This window comes from Brevibacterium limosum, assembly GCF_011617705.1.
GTDB classification, from domain to species: domain Bacteria; phylum Actinomycetota; class Actinomycetes; order Actinomycetales; family Brevibacteriaceae; genus Brevibacterium; species Brevibacterium limosum.
In genome coordinates this window covers 3,599,315-3,616,305 of the sequence record NZ_CP050154.1, presented here as the reverse complement: position 1 = coordinate 3,616,305, position 16,991 = coordinate 3,599,315, and the positions used below count along the sequence as shown (strand labels likewise).

Genomic DNA, 16,991 nt, shown 5'->3' with positions numbered 1-16,991 from the left:
TTCGCAAGCACCATTATCCCTGGTCAGGAGCACTTTTCTTGTGTCAGTCCACCATCCGGTCGATCCTAATCATGAAATCTCGAGGCTAGATCAGTGTTGTGTGGATGGTCGACGCTTAGTGGTTGCGCGGATAGGCGGTCATCGCCAGTCGAACTGCTTGACAGGGCGTGTAGACCAACGGAAACGCGGCCATGCCTCTTTCAGTAGTCGGCGGAGCACGATGATCGCATTGGCCATACAACACCAGGCCCGCTGCACGCGGTCGGTTCGATCGAGCACGACTTGGAGGAGCGTGAATCCGCGAGTGTGCCAGGAATTCGTCCGCTCAACCTGCCACCGCCTGGTGTGGTTGATCTCGATATAGGTGCCCTTTGGCGAGATCTTCCATCCACAGCCGAACTCATCGAGCAGGTCTCGGGTGACATGCGAGTCATACCCGGAATCGAGATCGACCCGAATCGACTCGGGCAAGAAGAACTCGAACCGGGACAAACACTCCAGAGTCGGACGCAACAGGGGAGAATCGTGCCGATTGGCCCCAGCCAGGATGACACCGAGCGGCAGACCATTGCCGTCGGTGAGCACGGACCGTTTTTGCCCGGATTTGCCGCGATCGGTCGGGTTCGGGCCGGTGTTGTCGCCACCGGTGGGTGCTTTCACGCAGCACCCATCGATGCTGAGATGATTCAGGTCGAGGCCGATGACGTAATCGAAGTTCTCCAGTACGAGCTGTTCCAAGGCGAAGAACACGTCGGCAGCGATCCATTCGTCGCGTCGTGCTCGCAGTGTTTGCGCTCGTCAAGTTTTTGAGACAAGTGATCGTTGATTCTTACGCGGCCAGGTCCTCCTGGCTGACTCCTTCGTACTTCGCCCACGCCACTGCCGGGGCACGGAAACCCGCCCTGGCATTCGGGCGCTGACGGTTGTACCAAACCTCGATGTACTCCATCACCGCAGTCCTGGCCTCTAGCCGCGTGCCGAAGGATTCGTGGTGGTAGAACTCGGTCTTCAGATGCGAGAAGAAATTCTCCGCCACCGCGTTGTCCCAACACACTCCGACCTGGCCCATCGACTGGGTGACCCCGTTGCCGGCACACCACGCCTGGAACCTCGCCGATGTGAATTGGCTACCCCGGTCTGTGTGATATATTGCCTGGTCAGAGCGCATGAATCCGTGGTCGCGAGCCATTTCCATCGCCTCGATGACCAAGCTCGTGCGCATGTGATCAGCCATTGACCAGCCGATGATCATGCCGGTGCACAAGTCGAGGACCGTGGCCAGATACAACCACCCCTCACCCGTACGCAGGTAGGTGATATCGCCGCACAGTCGCGTCCCGGGAACCTGCGAGGAGAAGTCCCGATTGCCGTCGGCATCGAGCATGTGATTGACGATATGGGCCGTATTCGCCTGCGGGTCCTGGACAGTCGTGGTCTTAAACGCCCGCAACCGTTTCGCCTGGAGACCGTGGGCGCGCATGATCGCTCCGACTGTGGATTCAGAGACGGCGATGCCATCATCGTTCAGCAGCACCGTCAGCGCCTGCCGCCCGGCCATGCCCTTCGTCGCCTTCGCCTTGGCCTTGACCGCCACGACCAGTTCGTGATGCCGTGTATCGCGTTGTGTGGGGCCTGCGTCCTTGCGCTTGAGCCAACGGTAGAACGATGCGCGGGCGATGCCGAGAGCCGTGCACATCATCACGATCGAATAGGTGGCCTTCTCTGCCTGAATGAACTCGTAGACATCCTCTACTGTCGCTTCGCTGCAAAGAAGGCGCTGACTTTTCCCAGGAACTCGTTCTCCTGCTTCAAGCGTGCGTTCTCGGCCACGACCGCCTGGTGATCGGCCCACGACACCGATTCCGGCTCGTCAGTGGCGAACTTTTCGGGATGCTCAGCCCGGTATTTCTTGATCCAGTTGCCCAACGTTCCGGCCTTGACACCGACTGACTCCGCGACCTGGACGATCGGTCGGTCCGAGGTCAGGAAGAGCTCGACGGCGTCTTCCTTGAATTTCTGGGTGTACTTCTTCCTGCTGGTGGTCACGATTGTGAGTGCTCCTTAAACCTGTCTCACAAAACCATACGGCCGCAGTTGTTGCCGAGACGGTTTCGTCGGCGTGTTTGGTGTAGGCACCGCCGAGGACGAGGCGGGCAATGAGTTTGTCGAAGACGACACGATCGGGCACGCGTGGTCGGTGACAGCCCAGCGGGTGGGCGTCGGCGGGTGTCGGTAGCAGTGATTCGAATTGGCTGAAGAGGGGGTCGATGACTGAAGATGGAAGTGCGGGCACGGGGAAGCTGTCCTTTTGTCTTCGATTGTGATGTTTGCACTTCCATCGAAGCTGACGTTTCCTCGTGTCCGCCTACCACGACACGCCGGGCGCAGGATACGCACACTTCCCGCCTATCCGCGCAACCTCTTAGGCAATGGAACGGGGTAAGCGGCGAGGTAGTGGTCTGGGCGAGGCCGCCGCGCCTGAACGGGCCGAAGCAAAGAAGGCCACAGCTATGCAACGGGCCCGATCGGTTTTCTGAAATATTCGAGTACGTGAGCGAGTGCTCAATTCCACATGTGCATCTCCTAGCGATTAAGCTATAGAGCAAAGAGCTCTAGCTAAAGATCGACGAGATTGGACTGTCACCTGTGGGGTGTGGGAACGACGTGCAAGAACATAATCCTAGGGAATCACTTGACAGCATTGAGCAGTGCCTGACGCCCGTTTCCTGGGGCGTTGGGGCCGAGTCAAAGTTCTGGTTTTGGAAGGACAACGTTCTAGTTTTAGAGATTACCCAAAGCGACGTAGCTAGGTACGCTTTCGACTTCGTGGTCGCAGAGGGGTTTCTGGAACTCAAGGTGGTCGGACGCGACGACGCAACGCGTTATCGAATCAATAAACGCCTTTGGCGAATCACGTCACTTATCAAGGGCCAACCGCACAGGTTCCTTGGGCGATGGAAACTTTCGACTTATGAATCATCTCAGGCATGCGTCGAGATCGGAGCTCTGATTCAGCGTGCTGCCACCCTGATGGCGCCCGCTACAGACATACCCATTCGGTCGGTGCCAGGCTACTGGTGGGATCTTCAGGAAAATTTTGGAGATCAAATTGGGGCCTGGATCATCGAAATGATCACTGGTCGACCCGCACACAATACTATGGGAGATCCGGCTGCCGGATACGGGCTTGTGACGGTGGGCTCTATCTTGACGGGGATGTACAGGCCTGGTTTGTCCGTGTGGGGTACTGGAATCATCGCCCGTCCAAACAGAGCTACGTTGAGCCGGTTGTCAAAGAATCCCCCGACCGCCATCCACGCTCTCAGAGGTGAACTTACTCGTTCGGTGGTTGAAGATGAACTCCAGTGGGAGCCGCCGGCAGTTCTGGGTGATCCTGCATTGGTGTTGCCCCTGTTGTTTGAGCCGCCAACTATGGCTCACGAAGGCGATCCGAAAAACACTTTAGTGCCTCACTATGCTCATAAACGTGCATTCGCTAGTCACCAATTGAATGCAAGCTGGCAAGCTATCAATGTTCGCAACCCCCCAGAAGTGGTCGTGTCTCAAATTGCAACTTCGAGGGTGGTCGTTTCAACATCCCTCCACGGGCTGATAGTGGCGCAGGCATATGGCGTCCCTTGGGTTTGGTTGAACATTATTGATAGTCAGCTAGTTGGTAGCAATTTTAAGTTTGACGATTTCTTCTCCACGTTGCAAAAGGCCCAAGTTTCTCGGGTTGATGTAAATTCTGATCAGATTAGGGACATCTCGTTAGACGACGTTGCCGCTAAAGCCACGCTCCCCGAATCCAAATACGATCCACGCGCTCTATTGAATGCATTTCCTGAAAGCGAGTTGGTGTTGCCTCTCGAGTCGGCTGGGTTCATGAAACAGTCTTGATCGCCGCGAGTAGCTATCAGTACCTAGCTACCTGGGGATCACTGCCGATTTGGTCTCTGGCCAAGACCCTCCTTTAAATACATTCTGATAGCTATCGCTAATATGACCAATATCGATCGCCTGCTTTCCAGCTTTTGCTAACCAATAAGCAAGCACGGACCCAGCAGGCCCGAGACTTATTAACGTTAGGTCAGAATCATCTTGCAGTGCAGATTCGCGCACCGCCTCAAGTTCCTCATATGCGTTTTTCGGAGCGGAATACATGAATCGGCTCTGGCTGGCATTGTCAAACAATTCTTGAATTAATTCAAATCGAGAGTCTTTGCCGGTGATTATAGAAATCTTCTTCTGCTCCCAGAGGTCGCGCCAAGCTTCTACTCCGAATTGCCCTGTGTGTTGAAAAAATACTGGGCGGGATACGTGGCTGTTACCCACCACCCTAATGTCTCTCAGTAGAGGCTTCATTTGATCCCAAATGTCACTCCACACTCCCGACCAGTGGTTATCGCGGTATAGGTGGGGGAAGCCTACGAGCAGATTTTCAGCTGGCTCGGTAAGTATCTTTTTTAGATCTGATGCGAGCTGTGGCGAGTTCTTCTGGAATGTTAATTTGTAGTCCTCTCGGAGCATTAGACGCATCTCTCCGTCGCCAAAGCGGGAAAAGCTGAGTTGGCCGTCTTTGATAGCTTTCAGTGTATCAAGAAAAGAAAGCTGAGCTCGATTTATAAAATCATGAACGTCGCTGAGGACCGGGCGAGCAAGGGTCGTACGAATAGTATCTAGAGTTCGTCGCGTAACCTGGGCCTCCCAAAGCAACTTCTTATTGAGAGCGTTCATGTCTTGGAGCGCTTCGAGAATCTGTTTGCTAACATCGAGGGACTCTGCAAGTGAGTCTGTGTTGGGGGAATTCGACTTTTCTTGTGCCATGTCTAAGGACCTTTCGGGGCTACGTTGCAATGTATCGGGTTATTTTGGCAAATTCCAATATTGCCTTCTCGCGACTTTCAACAATTCATCCCAGTGAAGTAAACGGACCTCTAAAGAGTCGACGATATGATGGTCGAATTTTGAGGGCATGAACCGTGGAGATATTGTGCCTTGAGGTTCATTTTCGAGGGCCGAATTTATGTCAAAATAACCGTACCCATGTGTGGAACATAAAGTCTCTAGTTTCGTATTGAACCTTCTCGCGAGGTCGGTGCGCACGATGTCAGACGGGTAGCGCTGAGTGAGTCGTTCTTCGATCTCGCGAGTGCGCTGTAAGTCCTTTTGCTCTCCTGTGAAACGTTCTGTGACAATTCTGCTTATATATTTAATTGCCTTCTGGTGGTCATAACATAGAACCGGAAGATTTATTCCTTTGATGATAATTTGACTATTGTCTAGCTGTACGGCCTGTAGGAATTCGTCATACTTTTGTACAAAGTGATTGAGCCAGTAATCCTCTGTCTCATTCCGCTGTTTTACAAACTGCCGGAAAGGTATTCCTAGTTCAACGTCTACTTGCCCTAGGTTAAGCACCAGGAAATTCGGTTTGACTTTATCTATCCACTGGTGGATATTGGTCCCAAGCTTTAGAGTGGAGTCTAACTTCCCGACGCCAGTGACGGTGCTTGCGCTGACAGCCTTATTGATGACGCGAATGCCGCGGAGCTTTTGGTTAAGACCGCGCATTTGGTTTGAGATTCCAAAGTACTGCGTGTGTGAGTCGCCTACTGTCAGGAATTGCATGTGTGGCCTTCTTGTTAGTTGCGTTTCCACGCGTTTGTGTCCCCGAGGTTGTTCCTGACTAGGGTATCTCACGCTGGCGGCTGCATTGTCACGTAGCCGTTGTATGTTTTGGTTCTGTCGCGTCAGGCGCTGTAGTGTCCTGGACGGCGGACTGATTGCGGCTAGTCTGGCTATGTAGGGCTACAAATCCTGTGGTCGACGAGTTTGTTGGTTCATTTGCGACCGTCTTGTGCTTGCATACGCTCGGTGCCCAGGTTGAGGGTGGTGGGTCGTCTGTGACTGTAGGCATGAGTAAATGGTGGACTGATCGAATTCCAGTCGCGACCTTTAGATTCGGTGTCGCCGTCGGCGGTTCCATCTGGCAGATTGCTCTTAGGAATCCTGAACTCTCGTTCCTTGCTGCGATTTCGGTCGCTTTCGGTGTGTGAGGGGCCTCGTTAGGACGAGAGGGACTGCATCGTGCTTCTTGAATTATCTCCGACACAGGGATGCCGGTAGGTATAGCAGGCCGAGAACATCGAAATGGGGGGAAGTTTTTTATCGGACTCGTGCTGCCGAGATGGGAATCAACGCAATTTGAAATGCCTCTTCATTTCAGATTCAACTCTGGCAGTATTGGTGTCATGTGGTTGACATTTTGGTTGGACGTTCTTGTCGCTGTATTCGGCGCTGTCCTTACAGTCGCTATCGCGTATGGAACATTTCTGCTGAATCTACGACGGAACGAGAAGCTTGCCTTTGGGGGCTGATCAATGAAGTGCATCATCGCCGGGCCTTCTCAGGTCATGCAGTACGGATAAACGGAGCTGTCAATTCGCCAGACTATCGATACGCGAACTCAAGCATCCTGTCGGTGAGAGACGAGATCCGACATACGCGAGATGCTGTGCGTGGGCTACCTGGAATCCAAGAGCCTTTGTCTATGATGACGCACGCGTGTAATCGGTACCTGGAAAACGCAGAGAATGATCCCGATTTGTACGCATTCGGTCTTGTGACTCTGCGCGAAGAATTGATGCAGCAGATTGAAAGGCTGGCAACCACACGGCGGGGACTTCATGCTCTCTGGCCAGGCGACGGAGCCTTCGAATAATTCTCGCGAATATCAGTACCCCAAAGACACGAGGTAACGGAAGAAGTCTGCGAGGTCGTTCCTGGCCAAAGCGTTTTTGAGTGCCGGTAAGGCTTCGGGGTCGAAGTCGATGATGACCGTGCCGTCATCCTCGCGGCGCGAGTTCGTGGGCACAGTGACCACCGCGATGTCGTCTAGTTGAAGTGTGCGGAGGCCATTGGCGATCTTGACGAGCTCACTCGTGGTCAGCTCGGCGTTGCGCTGAATGCCTGAAGCGAAATGTCCGAGCACGGCCGCACCCTTGTTCGGATCTTTGACCAGCCCACCTGACTTGAGCGATTGAACGAGCGCACGCACGACCGCACGTTGATTGCGAGTGCGCGTCTGGCCGGCATCATCGACCGGGTCTGCCGCGGTGAAGATCGCAGATGTCGCTCCGTCGAGGTTATTCGTGCCCTCGACGAAATCGGTCCCACCGGCGTTGAACGCTGCACGACTGTAGACCTGCAGGCCGCGGAGCTCGTCAATGACGCGTCCGAGCACGTCGGCCTCCAGCTGTGCGATGTGATCGATGCGGATGCCGAGGAACTCCTCAACCATGGCGACAACGACCGGCCATCCGCCCTCGTCGGCGATAGTGCCGAACGTCTGACCTGCCTCGATCTGAGTGGAGGGATTGAGCACGAGCACGGCAGCGAATTCACCGGCGGCGGGAACATAAATGACAGCGAAGGTGTCACCTTGGCTAGATGACTGCGGAGCCGCCTCGGCGGGGCTTCCGGGATTCGTCACCCGAAGCATCAGGGTGCGGGAGTCGTCTGCGGTGGGACGGATCTCTGCGGGTGGGAAGGCAGCCTCGGCGGGAATGGCCTTCGATGCGTCATCGAACTCGGCGCGGGCGGAGTTGAGGTCCTTGAGGGAACCGATGGCGGAAACCATCTTCGTCAGCTTGGCCATGGCAGTCCTACTTCCTCGGTCCGGTCATCTGGTGCTGGTCTCAATAGTAGCGGCGGGTGAGATCGGCTCGTGTACCGATCTCACCCGCGGTGAGGACTGCCGTATCGGGCCCCTGACGTCAGCGGACGTGCGCTGGGCTCAGCGGAGGCCGAAGAGCTTTCCTAAGCCGTTTCCGGATGACTGAGCCTCCGGCTGCTTGGCTTCCGGGGCCGTCTCCGCCGGCTTGACCGGCGGCGGGGGAGGGAACTCCTTGCCGGCGGGCTCAGCGGTCGGGGCTGCTTTCGGGGCCTTCGGCGCGGGAGGGGCGGTCTCGTCGGCCTCGTCCTCATCGTCGGTTTCGGCCGAATCGGCGGGGGCCGCCTCGGCGAGGTTCTTGATCAGGGAGAGCTCGAACTCGAGGGTGATCTTGTCACTGACGAGCACGCCGCCGGAATCGAGCGTCGTATTCCAGGTCACGCCCCAGTCCTTGCGATCGATGCGACGCGAGCCCTCGAGGCCGGCGCGCAGGTTGCCGAAGGGATCGGTCTCGACGCCGATGAGCTCGAGCGGAACCGAGACGGTCTTCGTCATGTCACGGATCGACAGCTCACCGGTGACGATGTAGGAGCCTTCGCCGACCTCATCGATGGCCGAGGAGCCGAAACGGATCTCCGGGTAGGTCTCCACATCGAAGAAGTCTGCCGAACGCAGGTGCTCGTCGCGACCCTCGCTGCGTGTGTCGACGCTGGCGGTCTGGATGATGACCTCGGCGGTCGAGTCGGCAAGATCGTCGGCGATGTCGGCCGATCCGGACACATCATTGAACGCTCCGCGTACACGCGAGACCATGGCGTGGCGTGTGGAGAATCCCAGTCGAGAATGTGAGGGATCGATGTCCCAATGACCTGTGATCCCAGGAGTTTCTGTCATGGGGGATAGCTCCTTCGGTTCCTCCGCGCTCCTGTAGGGGAGGCTGTCGTAGTCGGTGTGCTCATTCGCCGATCAAGTGATCATTGAATGAGCAATCGCCTACGTAGTCTTACACGGGCGGTCGGGTGTGTGCCACCTCGGTGAGGGGTGGTGGTGCGAGGTCGCGCTGGTGTCGACTCGGCGACCGGACGATTTCAGAAAAACAACAGTCGCAGACTCGGTTTTCGCTGTTGTGGAGAAGTCAGTCCAATAGTGTTTGGACGAAGGGGACGGCGTACTTCCAGTCGTCACCGTCCGGATCGGTGATCGCCGCTTCGTCCAGCCAGGTCTTGTCGGCCTCGGGGTGCGGGCCGATGAGACCGGCCATACCGTCACCGTGGTCGTAGCGTGATGCGGCGATATCGCCATTGCCGTACCGCGCGAACACGTCGGCGCGATCATCGGGTGGCGGAAGGACTGCGCCCTCTTGGAAGAACGTCTGGCGATGCTGACCGTCCCAGGCGACGTCGACCACGGTCGATCTGCTGTCAGTGACTGCAAAGCCGGGACGGCCGACCTCACCGTCGAGGTCCGTTTCGACGAGGCCGAAGGCGACCGGACCGGCCAGATAGGCGCCCATACACAGACCGAGGTAACGACCGCCGCTCGCAACATACCGTTCGAGGCCCCCGACGAATCGAGGAGGCAGCGCTTCGGCGGCCGCGCCGATGTCGTCGCCACCTTCAGGCTGGACGTAGAGGTCCACGTCTGCAAGGGAATCGGCCTGCAGCGGCAGACGTTCATCGCGACCGATGCAGACCACCTCGGCGTGGGCGAGCGAGGCTCTCAGCCGTTGTGCGATCGTCTCGGGGCACCCGTCGCACGCGGCCTCACCGCGATACACGGCCACGAGCGGAGAACCCGGACTTGAACCGTCTGCGGCGGCACAGCCCACGGAGGCAACCGCGGTGAGGAGACCGGTCAGGAGGGCCGCAACAGCCCGTCGGATATGGGTGCTCATGCTGCTGTGCCCGGGGCATACCCGGACTCCTCGCACACAGATGGGGGAGTTCCGCAGGTTGCGATCATGGTTTCACGTTTGGATCGTTGTCAGAGCGGCGGGAGACAGGTGAGAGTAATCCGGCGATTCCCTGCCCGGCTCGATCACCGGAGATCAGTGCGCCTTGGATCGAGCCGGTGTCACGGTGGTCGCCGCAGACGAATATTCTCTCGGAGATCCGCTGCACGGATCGGTCGATCAGAGGGGGAGCCGAGGCCGGCAGTGCGTGCGGAAGCCGATGATTGATCAGGACCTGCCACCGGCGCGTCGACGTGCCGTAGATGCGTTCGAGGTGCTGTCGGATCTCCCGTTCGTCGGCCAGACTGTCGGGCCGATCGAGCAGAGTCGTCGCCTCAATGAGCGCCGATCCCGCAGGTGCGTAGCTCGGTGCTGCATTTGAGACCACTGCCGTGTGCCAGACGGGCCCATCTGGGCCTCCTTGGGGAGCCGAGGCATCCAGCACCAACAGCGGATCCTCGAGTGGTGGCTCCGGAGCTTGGAACCACCAGGTCGTCAGTCCGCGTGTAGGAGGAGTCTTCTCGCCGGTCAGTTCCTCGAGATCCTCAGCACCGACCGCGGTGACAGCGACACGCGCTCGTATCCGTCCCTGGTCGGTGTCGACTTCCACACCATCATCGGTCTCGCGAAGGTCTCGTACGGCGGTGTTCACGCGCACGGGCGTTTCGAGAGAAGCCGCCATCTGTTCGGGTAGAGCCGCCATGCCTTTCCTGGGCAGACCGGGGATCGCGCGCACGAATGATCTCATCAGCAGTCGAGCATAGTTCGCCGAGCTCGCGCCAGTACTGTCGGCCAGCACACCGGCGAGGAACGTGTCGATGACGTCTCGGCGCAAAGCTCCCGTAACTCCCGCAGCCTCCAAAGATTCGGCGAGAGTTGAGTCCCGCGTTGCGCGCGAGGCTGACGATGGCCGCAGCAGAGTCGGACCGAGCCATCGCAGAAGTCCGCGGATCTCCTTCGGTCTGAGCAGTCCGGAACTCAAACCGGATGACTCGGTGCCACGTCGGCTCAAGGATGCGCGCAGCGTGGTCAGACGCTGTCCCTTGCGGACCATCACTCCTGCCCCGAAAGTCTGCAGGTCCAGTGAGGCGACGTCGATGAAAGCGCGCACTGCAGGGTACGCGGGGTTGAGCAGCTGAAACCCACGGTCACAGAGGAACCCGTCGATTCGATCGGTGCGCACGCGACCGCCCACATCATCACTCGAGTCGCAGACCTGGACAGTCAAACCGTTGCGCTGCAACCGTCTGGCACATTGCAGGCCCGCGAGACCTGCTCCCACGACTACGACGTCGGCGTCCACGATTCCCCTCTTCTCGGTTCGACACCAGCATACGCGTCGCGCCACCGTGAAACATCGAGTCATCAGAACAGTGGGAACTCAGAGACCGAGAACGCCGAGTCAGGTCACAGCGGGCGTGCCGACGACCTCGAAAGATAGCGGAGATGTCCGAGACGGCTGATGCAGATCTCGCCAACGGGAATGCCGCGGATCGCGGCGACTCCAGCAGGAACCGGGAGTGTCCGGAGATGGAGTAGTTGCGCAGCAGCGAATGCTTCCTCCGGAGCGGGACTCACAGGGACATCTTCAGCTGGGGTTCATCGAAGAATCACATGTTCCAGTGGGTCTGCACAGTCATGTGGTCCACTAAGACGAATTGCTGGTGGCGATCGGACCCCGATATGAATGGCCCTACGAAGAGGGCAGATCAATTTGCAAGAACTGGCCGCGACCGCGCTTGTGACGAGGGAACCCGGGTCGGGAACGTATGAGGCTGCGCGGGATCTCCTCGTCGATCATGTGCCAGTCGAACCAGCTCTGGTGCTCAGCAGCAATGCGGCGGTCCGAGTCGCCGTCGCCTCGGATACTGGTCCGGCCATACTGAGCGAACTCGCTTTACGGGGTCATCTCGCCCGTGGTCATTTGCTGCGTGTGCCGTTCGAGGGGAGTGGCATCACCCGCCCTCTCACCGCGGTTTGGCCCGGTTCGCGGCGCCTCCCTCGACGTCGGCCCACACCTTGTGCCAATGCTCTGCGAGGCTGCTGAGCGTCTCATGCGCATTCAGCCCGCTGGGATGGGGAAGAGCCCATAAAGAGGTTTGATCAGGCCAACCATTGAGCTGGTTGGTGTCCTGTCTGCCCACCACCGCACGAGGAAGATCGAACGCTTTCCGGAAGGCCGTGATCCCGACGACGGCTACGGAGAGGGGGAGCAGAGTGCTCACTCGACTCACCGTCCTCTGGCCACCGCGGCGAAGTTCAGCATCATCGAGCTCAGCGGCTCGGGCGGTGGGCCGAGAGACCAAATTCGTCATGGCGAGGCCGCGCTCCGCGAGCATCCTCTCATCTGCGCTGCTCAACCCGCGAGATGCGTCGACCACGGTTTCAGTGACCCCGGCGCGATGGAGCGAAGGCCAGAAGCGATTCCCCGGTCGGGCAAAGGGCGCGTTGACGGCAATGGTCCACGGGCTCGGATTGATCCCGACGATGAGGAGGCGTATCTTTCCCCTGCACAGTTCATCGTCTGGGTAGGGGAGAACGTCTTCACGGCCCCTGCCGCAAAGACTGGCCCGTTCGAGGTCGGACCGACCGGGTCTACGTCCCTCCAGCGATGACGGCGTGCGCCAGGGTTGCCAGTCGTCTGGAACACTCGTGTGCATGCGCTCAGTCTAATTCTCGGCCTGTCAGTGTGGCCGACTGGGTCGCATGCGGATCCGAACGGAGCTTCAGTGCTTGAGGCTCACTCCAAGCCGCGCTTTCCGTTTCGAAGTTCGGTGGGGGCAGAGCTTCATTTCATCGCTCGCGCGGAATTCCCAGCGGAGGATTCCCGGTCGAGTCGAAGGGGCTATCGCGTTCACGTCATCGCTGACAGACTTGGTCAAGAGCTTCAACTATCTTCCCCGGTTGCGGGCGCATCTGTTCACAGAACGCGAGACGACACCAGCCCCAGCGATTGCGTCTGCGACACGGTTGCTCGACAGCATGCCATAGGAGGACAGACAGCATGAACGAAACTTCTACCGATCAACGGACCGCGGGCGAGGACTCCGTGGCACGAACCTACGAAGTCGTGATCGTCGGCGCCGGATTCGCTGGCCTCGAAGCAGCCAAGCGCCTCGGGCGGGCCGGAGTCGACGTGCTCTTGCTCGATCAGAACAACTATCACCAGTTCCAGCCCCTGTTGTACCAAGTGGCAACCGCCCAGATCGCCCTTTCAACGGTGGCTCGCCCCCTGCGCTCCATCCTCCACCGGGAGCGGAAGCATGTCACAATTCGCACGGCGCAAGTAGTTGCGATCAATGCAGCGAAGAAAACGGTCACCACCGCAGACGGTGTGCGCTACCGAGCGGAGATCTTGGTGATCTCCTCGGGTGCGGAGCCGAACTTCTTCGATACTCCCGGAGCGGAAGAACACGCCTACCCCCTGTATTCGGTCGACGACGCCGCCCGATTGTCTTCAGCACTGCTCGGAGCTTTGGAACGAGCATCGGCGAACCACGACCACTCCACAAACCAGAATTTCACGGTTGCCGTCGTGGGCGCGGGTCCCAATGGTGTGGAAACTGCCGGGGCCATCGCCGAAAACATCAGGGACGTAGTCGGCAAGTACTACTCGCACAGTTTCGCTTCGTCGTGCGCGGTTCACCTGGTGGACATGGTCGACACTGTGCTGCCGCCCTTCTCGCAGACGTCCCAGCAATACACCAGGAACCGGTTGGAGAAACTCGGCGTCAAGGTGCATTTGGGAAGTGCTGTCTCGGAAGTCTCCGATACAGATATCTCCCTTGCTGATGGGACGAAGATCGATGCGGAAATCGTCGTCTGGGCCGCCGGATTGAAAGCCTCGCACCTACTGGAGCCTGCCGGACTCACGACCGGTCGTGGGGGACGGATCGATGTGGCCAAAGACCTCACGGCACCGGAGTGCCAGGGAGTCTATGTCTTAGGCGATGCCGCCAATATCGTTGATGCCAAGGATCGGAAGCTGCCGCAGTTGGGCTCGGTCGCCAAACAGTCGGGCCGATGGGCGGCAGAGAATATTCGAGCCGACCTGACTGGACGGCCCCGCCGCGAATTCAAGTTCGTCGATATGGGGTATATGGCGATGATCGGTCGAGGGCAGTCGGTGGCCGAGCTGACTCCGCGCCGATACCAAGTGCAGGGAATGCCGGCGTTCCTTGGCTGGCTGGCAGTCCACGCAGGTCTTCTCTCAGGCTGGCAGCAACGTGCCGCAGCGGTGGTGTCCTGGGCTCGTGACTATCTGACGACGAGTCGTCCTCACGCCGTGATCTATCGACCGGAGGCCTATGAGATCGCCAGGTATGCCCGAACAGACGATTCATCCACGGTCTGAGGCCAATCTGAGATTGTTCACCGGGCGCACTCTACGGTGCGCCCGGTTCAATACGCGCTGGTTGAGTATCTCCACGGCCGGCCTGGACTGTGACTCCTTTCTTGGACTCCGTCAGTATTGGGAGCATCGAGCATCGCGTGGCCTGGTTGCTCTTATCTAACTGGTCGGATGTGAGGGGCAGTCGCGGAACCGTTGGACTGCTAGATTGTGACCATGAGCACAGAAAAGATAATGACGCGACCCGACTTTCCCCGACCTGGGCGGGCACAGGCTCCCACAGGTGACGATGTCGAAAAGGTCTTTGAGCGTTTCTCTCCCACTTACGAGCAGCAAGCAGCGGATGTCTGGGATGCGCTGGAAGAGCAGGATCTGAAAGTCTGGATCACCGACGGTGGTGAGCACGATGGCGAGATGATCTGCGCCGGTCGAGCATACGATGACGCGGCGTTGGTGATCCATCTCGAAGACCCCAACGAGGCACTGGCTGTCGCAGCGGCCCGGGAGGCGGGGAAGCTTGACGACTACATCGCCTCTGGGCTGGCCTGAAAGTCGAAGCAGTCGTCACCGTCTGCGGTTCCTTGATACCCGGGGGAAGAGGACGATTCCCCTGTTGCTTCAAACCGCGCCGCCACACCCCTGATGAGTCAGATCGCTTCGCGCAGGACGTCCCGCAATAGTGCCAGCGCCCGTTCCTGAGTCTGAGCGAGGATCTCGATTGGTTCGCCGGAGAAGATCTGTCGTTCGGAGTACACTTCCGAGCCGACAGCGACAGCAAGCCATGTCGTGCCTGGCTCCTGCCCCTCCTGGCCCGAAGGGCCCCCGGCGCCGGAAGCGGCCACGGCGGCATCGGAGCCCAGAAGGGTGCACGCAGAACTTGCCATACTCTCGGCAGCCGTCTGCGAGATGACTGGCCCCCGCGGGACTCTCAGCAGCTGATGTTTGACATCGCTGAAATAGGCGACGACAGCACCCGCGAACCAATTGCCAGAACCCGGCACAGCGGCGAGCTGGCTGGCGATCTTGCCACCTGTCAGTGACTCGGCAACACCCACGACTATCTGGTGGGTCTCGCACAGTTCGCCCAGCTCGGAAGCGATACGGGCGGCGCGATCTTCGTATTCTTCGGCGTTGCTCATGGCCTGAGTTTCACCGTTCGGCGGGGACGAGATCATCGGTGCTCGTGACCTCTGCCAAAGCCTCTTGGAGGGCTCTGCGCGCGATGGGGCAGGGGATGGTGAGTTCGAGACGGCGGTTCCTGGTGTGCTCAGTCGCCTGTCGCATCAGCTCCCGGCAGTGTTTGTTCGCCTCTGTCTTCTCAATCGCTTCGCAGTAGACGAACATCATCGTGTGTTCGGCAGGGTCGAGATTGTAGTGGAGAGCCGCCACGAGTCTGCCAGGGAGGTAGAGATCGTATTTGGAGGCTTCGCGGTTGTTGAGCAGGATGTAGGAATTCATGTCTCTCTCAGTGAAGTATTCGGATATGAGGTGGGCGCCGCGGGGTGAGCTCGTGAGCGGGACGCCGCCGATTGAGTCGATTGCGTCGTCAATCAGAAGATGTAACCTTCTGCGCGGCTCGGTCACGATGGGCAGTCGCTGACTTCCCCATTGCGGGACCGAGCGGCGCGGACGGTTGCAAAGCTGTGAGGAACCTTTGGGCCCAGTGGTGCACATCATGGTCTTCGACCGTTGCCGCCATCGCTGCGATGCGCTCTCGTGCCTGGACGGTGTCCAGGCTTGCGGCCTGGTGCATTCCGGTCTTCAGCCCTGAGATGTCATGGGGGTTGACGATGGTGGCCTGCTCGAGTTCATCGGCGGCGCCTGCGAACTCTGACAGCACAAGCGCTCCGCCTCGATTTCTGCGGGCGGTGACGAATTCCTTGGCGACGAGATTCATCCCATCGCGAAGGGACGACACCACGAGCACATCGACGGCGAGGTACAGGGCCACAGTGTCCTCGAACGAATACGAATGGTGTGAGTATTGGACGATGCCTCGCCCCAGCGTCGCGAAACGACCATTGATCCGTCCCACCAGTCGCTCCACCTCGTCGCGGAGGTCCTGGTAGGCTGCGATGCCCTCGCGAGAGGGCACAGCCACCTGCAGGAAGTTCGTCGTCTGCGGTGAGAGCAGGTCGTCATCGAGGAGTTCATCGAACGCCCGGAGGCGGTGGGGGATGCCTTTGGTGTAGTCGAGACGATCGATGCCCAGCATCAGAATGTCCGGATCGCCGAGATCGCGGCGAATCTGGGTCGCCGTTCGAGCCACCGCCTCCGAGTCAGCGGCCTGACGGATCGCTTCGGTATCGACCGAAATGGGAAAAGCCTCGATCAGGGGAGGCGGGGCATCGGCATCGACGGCAAATTTACGCACCGCCGCCCGGAAGTTCTCCGCGTCCGAGTTGCGCTGGAAGCCGATGACGTCGGCTCCGAGCAGACCTTCGACGACTTCTCTGCGCCAGGGCAGCTGCCCGAACAGCTCGACGGGGGGAAAGGGAATGTGGTTGAAGAAGCCGATCCGCACGTCGGGGCGGAGCAGCCTGATCATGTGCGGAACCAGTTGCAGATGATAGTCGTGGACCCAGATGGTGGCTCCAAAGGCGGCCGATCGGACGGCCGCCTGCGCAAACCGGGAATTGATCGCCTCGTATGCGCGCCACCACGTGCGATGGTACTGAGGAGTGACGATGAGGTCGTGGTAGAGCGGCCACAGCACGCCATTGGAGAAGCCCTCGTAGTAGGCTCGATGTTCAGCCTCAGTCAAAGGGACAGGAACGAGTGACATCTGGTCGAATTCGAATGGTGGGATCGTTTCGTCGAAGCCTCCAGTCCAGCCGAGCCACGCCCCACGTTCGGCTCTGACCATCGGCGCCAGTGCGGAGACGAGGCCTCCCGGCGCGGCCTGCCAGGTGTCTTCGCACCGGTCGACGGGTAAGCGGTTCGCCAGGACGATGAACGAATGTTCAGGGTTGGTCTCTGCCATGTTCTTCTCGCTCTTCTGACTCATCTGCCGC

16 protein-coding genes and 2 pseudogenes are annotated in these 16,991 nt (G+C 58.9%); 4 read left to right on the top strand and 14 right to left on the bottom strand.

Going from position 1 to position 16,991, the window contains the following annotated elements; all coding sequences use genetic code 11:
* Nucleotides 1–138: 138 nt before the first annotated feature.
* The 4 genes and pseudogenes from GUY37_RS16315 to GUY37_RS19270 all read right to left on the bottom strand — a co-directional run.
* A pseudogene (locus GUY37_RS16315) lies at nucleotides 139–795 on the bottom strand (transposase); the annotation flags it as partial.
* A 34-nt stretch (nucleotides 796–829) separates the two neighbouring features.
* Entirely contained in the window at nucleotides 830–1,852 is a 1,023-nt protein-coding gene (locus GUY37_RS16310) for an IS3 family transposase (RefSeq protein ID WP_166827749.1), read from the bottom strand.
* Entirely contained in the window at nucleotides 1,750–2,046 is a 297-nt protein-coding gene (locus GUY37_RS19560) for a transposase (RefSeq protein WP_166827747.1), read from the bottom strand. The genes GUY37_RS16310 and GUY37_RS19560 overlap by 103 nt, the downstream gene beginning before the upstream one ends.
* 46 nt (nucleotides 2,047–2,092) lie before the next feature.
* Nucleotides 2,093–2,293 (bottom strand): annotated as a pseudogene (locus GUY37_RS19270) (IS5/IS1182 family transposase); the annotation flags it as partial.
* Between the two features lie 533 nt (nucleotides 2,294–2,826).
* Between GUY37_RS19270 and GUY37_RS16300 the strand changes: the two are divergent.
* The gene (locus GUY37_RS16300) at nucleotides 2,827–3,900 is read left to right on the top strand and encodes a polysaccharide pyruvyl transferase family protein (protein ID WP_166827745.1); all 1,074 of its coding nucleotides are present in this window, start codon (nucleotides 2,827–2,829) and stop codon (nucleotides 3,898–3,900) included.
* A 27-nt stretch (nucleotides 3,901–3,927) separates the two neighbouring features.
* Here the strand turns inward: GUY37_RS16300 and GUY37_RS16295 are convergent, their stop codons facing one another.
* The 6 genes from GUY37_RS16295 to GUY37_RS16270 all read right to left on the bottom strand — a co-directional run bounded on the left by GUY37_RS16295 (nucleotide 3,928) and on the right by GUY37_RS16270 (nucleotide 10,992).
* Nucleotides 3,928–4,827, bottom strand: a complete 900-nt coding sequence (locus tag GUY37_RS16295) for a GT-D fold domain-containing glycosyltransferase (protein WP_166827743.1) — start codon at nucleotides 4,825–4,827, stop codon at nucleotides 3,928–3,930.
* A 39-nt stretch (nucleotides 4,828–4,866) separates the two neighbouring features.
* Complete coding sequence (locus GUY37_RS16290) at nucleotides 4,867–5,631, bottom strand: SGNH/GDSL hydrolase family protein (protein ID WP_166827741.1); 765 nt, start codon at nucleotides 5,629–5,631, stop codon at nucleotides 4,867–4,869.
* 1,105 nt (nucleotides 5,632–6,736) lie between these two features.
* Complete coding sequence (locus GUY37_RS16285) at nucleotides 6,737–7,660, bottom strand: LCP family protein (protein ID WP_166827739.1); 924 nt, start codon at nucleotides 7,658–7,660, stop codon at nucleotides 6,737–6,739.
* Between the two features lie 138 nt (nucleotides 7,661–7,798).
* On the bottom strand, nucleotides 7,799–8,569 hold the full coding sequence (locus tag GUY37_RS16280; protein ID WP_208094703.1) for a YceI family protein: 771 nt from the start codon (nucleotides 8,567–8,569) through the stop codon (nucleotides 7,799–7,801).
* Between the two features lie 241 nt (nucleotides 8,570–8,810).
* On the bottom strand, nucleotides 8,811–9,569 hold the full coding sequence (locus tag GUY37_RS16275; RefSeq protein ID WP_166827736.1) for a BPL-N domain-containing protein: 759 nt from the start codon (nucleotides 9,567–9,569) through the stop codon (nucleotides 8,811–8,813).
* A 64-nt stretch (nucleotides 9,570–9,633) separates the two neighbouring features.
* Nucleotides 9,634–10,992: an NAD(P)/FAD-dependent oxidoreductase gene (locus GUY37_RS16270; protein WP_166827733.1), complete on the bottom strand. Its 1,359-nt coding sequence runs from the start codon at nucleotides 10,990–10,992 to the stop codon at nucleotides 9,634–9,636.
* Nucleotides 10,993–11,313: 321 nt separating this feature from the next.
* On the opposite strand from GUY37_RS16270, the gene GUY37_RS19545 reads away from it, so the two are divergent.
* Nucleotides 11,314–11,673: a LysR substrate-binding domain-containing protein gene (locus GUY37_RS19545; RefSeq protein ID WP_200885296.1), complete on the top strand. Its 360-nt coding sequence runs from the start codon at nucleotides 11,314–11,316 to the stop codon at nucleotides 11,671–11,673.
* Here the strand turns inward: GUY37_RS19545 and GUY37_RS16260 are convergent.
* Nucleotides 11,594–12,286: a mismatch-specific DNA-glycosylase gene (locus tag GUY37_RS16260; protein WP_166827730.1), complete on the bottom strand. Its 693-nt coding sequence runs from the start codon at nucleotides 12,284–12,286 to the stop codon at nucleotides 11,594–11,596. The genes GUY37_RS19545 and GUY37_RS16260 overlap by 80 nt on opposite strands.
* A gap of 410 nt (nucleotides 12,287–12,696) precedes the next feature.
* On the opposite strand from GUY37_RS16260, the gene GUY37_RS16255 reads away from it, so the two are divergent.
* The gene (locus GUY37_RS16255) at nucleotides 12,697–13,980 is read left to right on the top strand and encodes an NAD(P)/FAD-dependent oxidoreductase (RefSeq protein WP_266096643.1); all 1,284 of its coding nucleotides are present in this window, start codon (nucleotides 12,697–12,699) and stop codon (nucleotides 13,978–13,980) included.
* 213 nt (nucleotides 13,981–14,193) lie between these two features.
* Entirely contained in the window at nucleotides 14,194–14,526 is a 333-nt protein-coding gene (locus GUY37_RS16250) for a hypothetical protein (protein ID WP_166827727.1), read from the top strand.
* Between the two features lie 98 nt (nucleotides 14,527–14,624).
* Here the strand turns inward: GUY37_RS16250 and GUY37_RS16245 are convergent, their stop codons facing one another.
* From GUY37_RS16245 to GUY37_RS16235, 3 genes are all read right to left on the bottom strand, one after another.
* Nucleotides 14,625–15,116, bottom strand: a complete 492-nt coding sequence (locus tag GUY37_RS16245; RefSeq protein ID WP_039209389.1) for a CinA family protein — start codon at nucleotides 15,114–15,116, stop codon at nucleotides 14,625–14,627.
* 10 nt (nucleotides 15,117–15,126) lie between these two features.
* Nucleotides 15,127–15,435 carry a hypothetical protein gene (locus tag GUY37_RS16240; RefSeq protein ID WP_039209156.1) on the bottom strand — a complete coding sequence of 103 codons (309 nt, stop codon included), beginning with the start codon at nucleotides 15,433–15,435 and terminating at the stop codon, nucleotides 15,127–15,129.
* An 88-nt stretch (nucleotides 15,436–15,523) separates the two neighbouring features.
* Nucleotides 15,524–16,984, bottom strand: coding sequence for an alpha,alpha-trehalose-phosphate synthase (UDP-forming) (locus GUY37_RS16235; protein WP_166827724.1), 1,461 nt, complete (start codon nucleotides 16,982–16,984; stop codon nucleotides 15,524–15,526).
* Nucleotides 16,985–16,991: the final 7 nt, after the last annotated feature.

What these genes read in the sequence shown, in the direction of transcription:
- GUY37_RS16295 (WP_166827743.1), bottom strand. Translation starts at nt 4,827, where the DNA reads ATGGCACAAGAAAAGTCGAATTCCCCCAACACAGACTCACTTGCAGAG.
- GUY37_RS16290 (WP_166827741.1), bottom strand. Translation starts at nt 5,631, where the DNA reads ATGCAATTCCTGACAGTAGGCGACTCACACACGCAGTACTTTGGAATC.
- GUY37_RS16285 (WP_166827739.1), bottom strand. Translation starts at nt 7,660, where the DNA reads ATGGCCAAGCTGACGAAGATGGTTTCCGCCATCGGTTCCCTCAAGGAC.
- GUY37_RS16280 (WP_208094703.1), bottom strand. Translation starts at nt 8,569, where the DNA reads ATGACAGAAACTCCTGGGATCACAGGTCATTGGGACATCGATCCCTCA.
- GUY37_RS16275 (WP_166827736.1), bottom strand. Translation starts at nt 9,569, where the DNA reads ATGAGCACCCATATCCGACGGGCTGTTGCGGCCCTCCTGACCGGTCTC.
- GUY37_RS16270 (WP_166827733.1), bottom strand. Translation starts at nt 10,992, where the DNA reads ATGACTCGATGTTTCACGGTGGCGCGACGCGTATGCTGGTGTCGAACC.
- GUY37_RS19545 (WP_200885296.1), top strand. Translation starts at nt 11,314, where the DNA reads ATGGCCCTACGAAGAGGGCAGATCAATTTGCAAGAACTGGCCGCGACC.
- GUY37_RS16260 (WP_166827730.1), bottom strand. Translation starts at nt 12,286, where the DNA reads ATGCACACGAGTGTTCCAGACGACTGGCAACCCTGGCGCACGCCGTCA.
- GUY37_RS16250 (WP_166827727.1), top strand. Translation starts at nt 14,194, where the DNA reads ATGAGCACAGAAAAGATAATGACGCGACCCGACTTTCCCCGACCTGGG.
- GUY37_RS16245 (WP_039209389.1), bottom strand. Translation starts at nt 15,116, where the DNA reads ATGAGCAACGCCGAAGAATACGAAGATCGCGCCGCCCGTATCGCTTCC.
- GUY37_RS16240 (WP_039209156.1), bottom strand. Translation starts at nt 15,435, where the DNA reads ATGAATTCCTACATCCTGCTCAACAACCGCGAAGCCTCCAAATACGAT.
- GUY37_RS16235 (WP_166827724.1), bottom strand. Translation starts at nt 16,984, where the DNA reads ATGAGTCAGAAGAGCGAGAAGAACATGGCAGAGACCAACCCTGAACAT.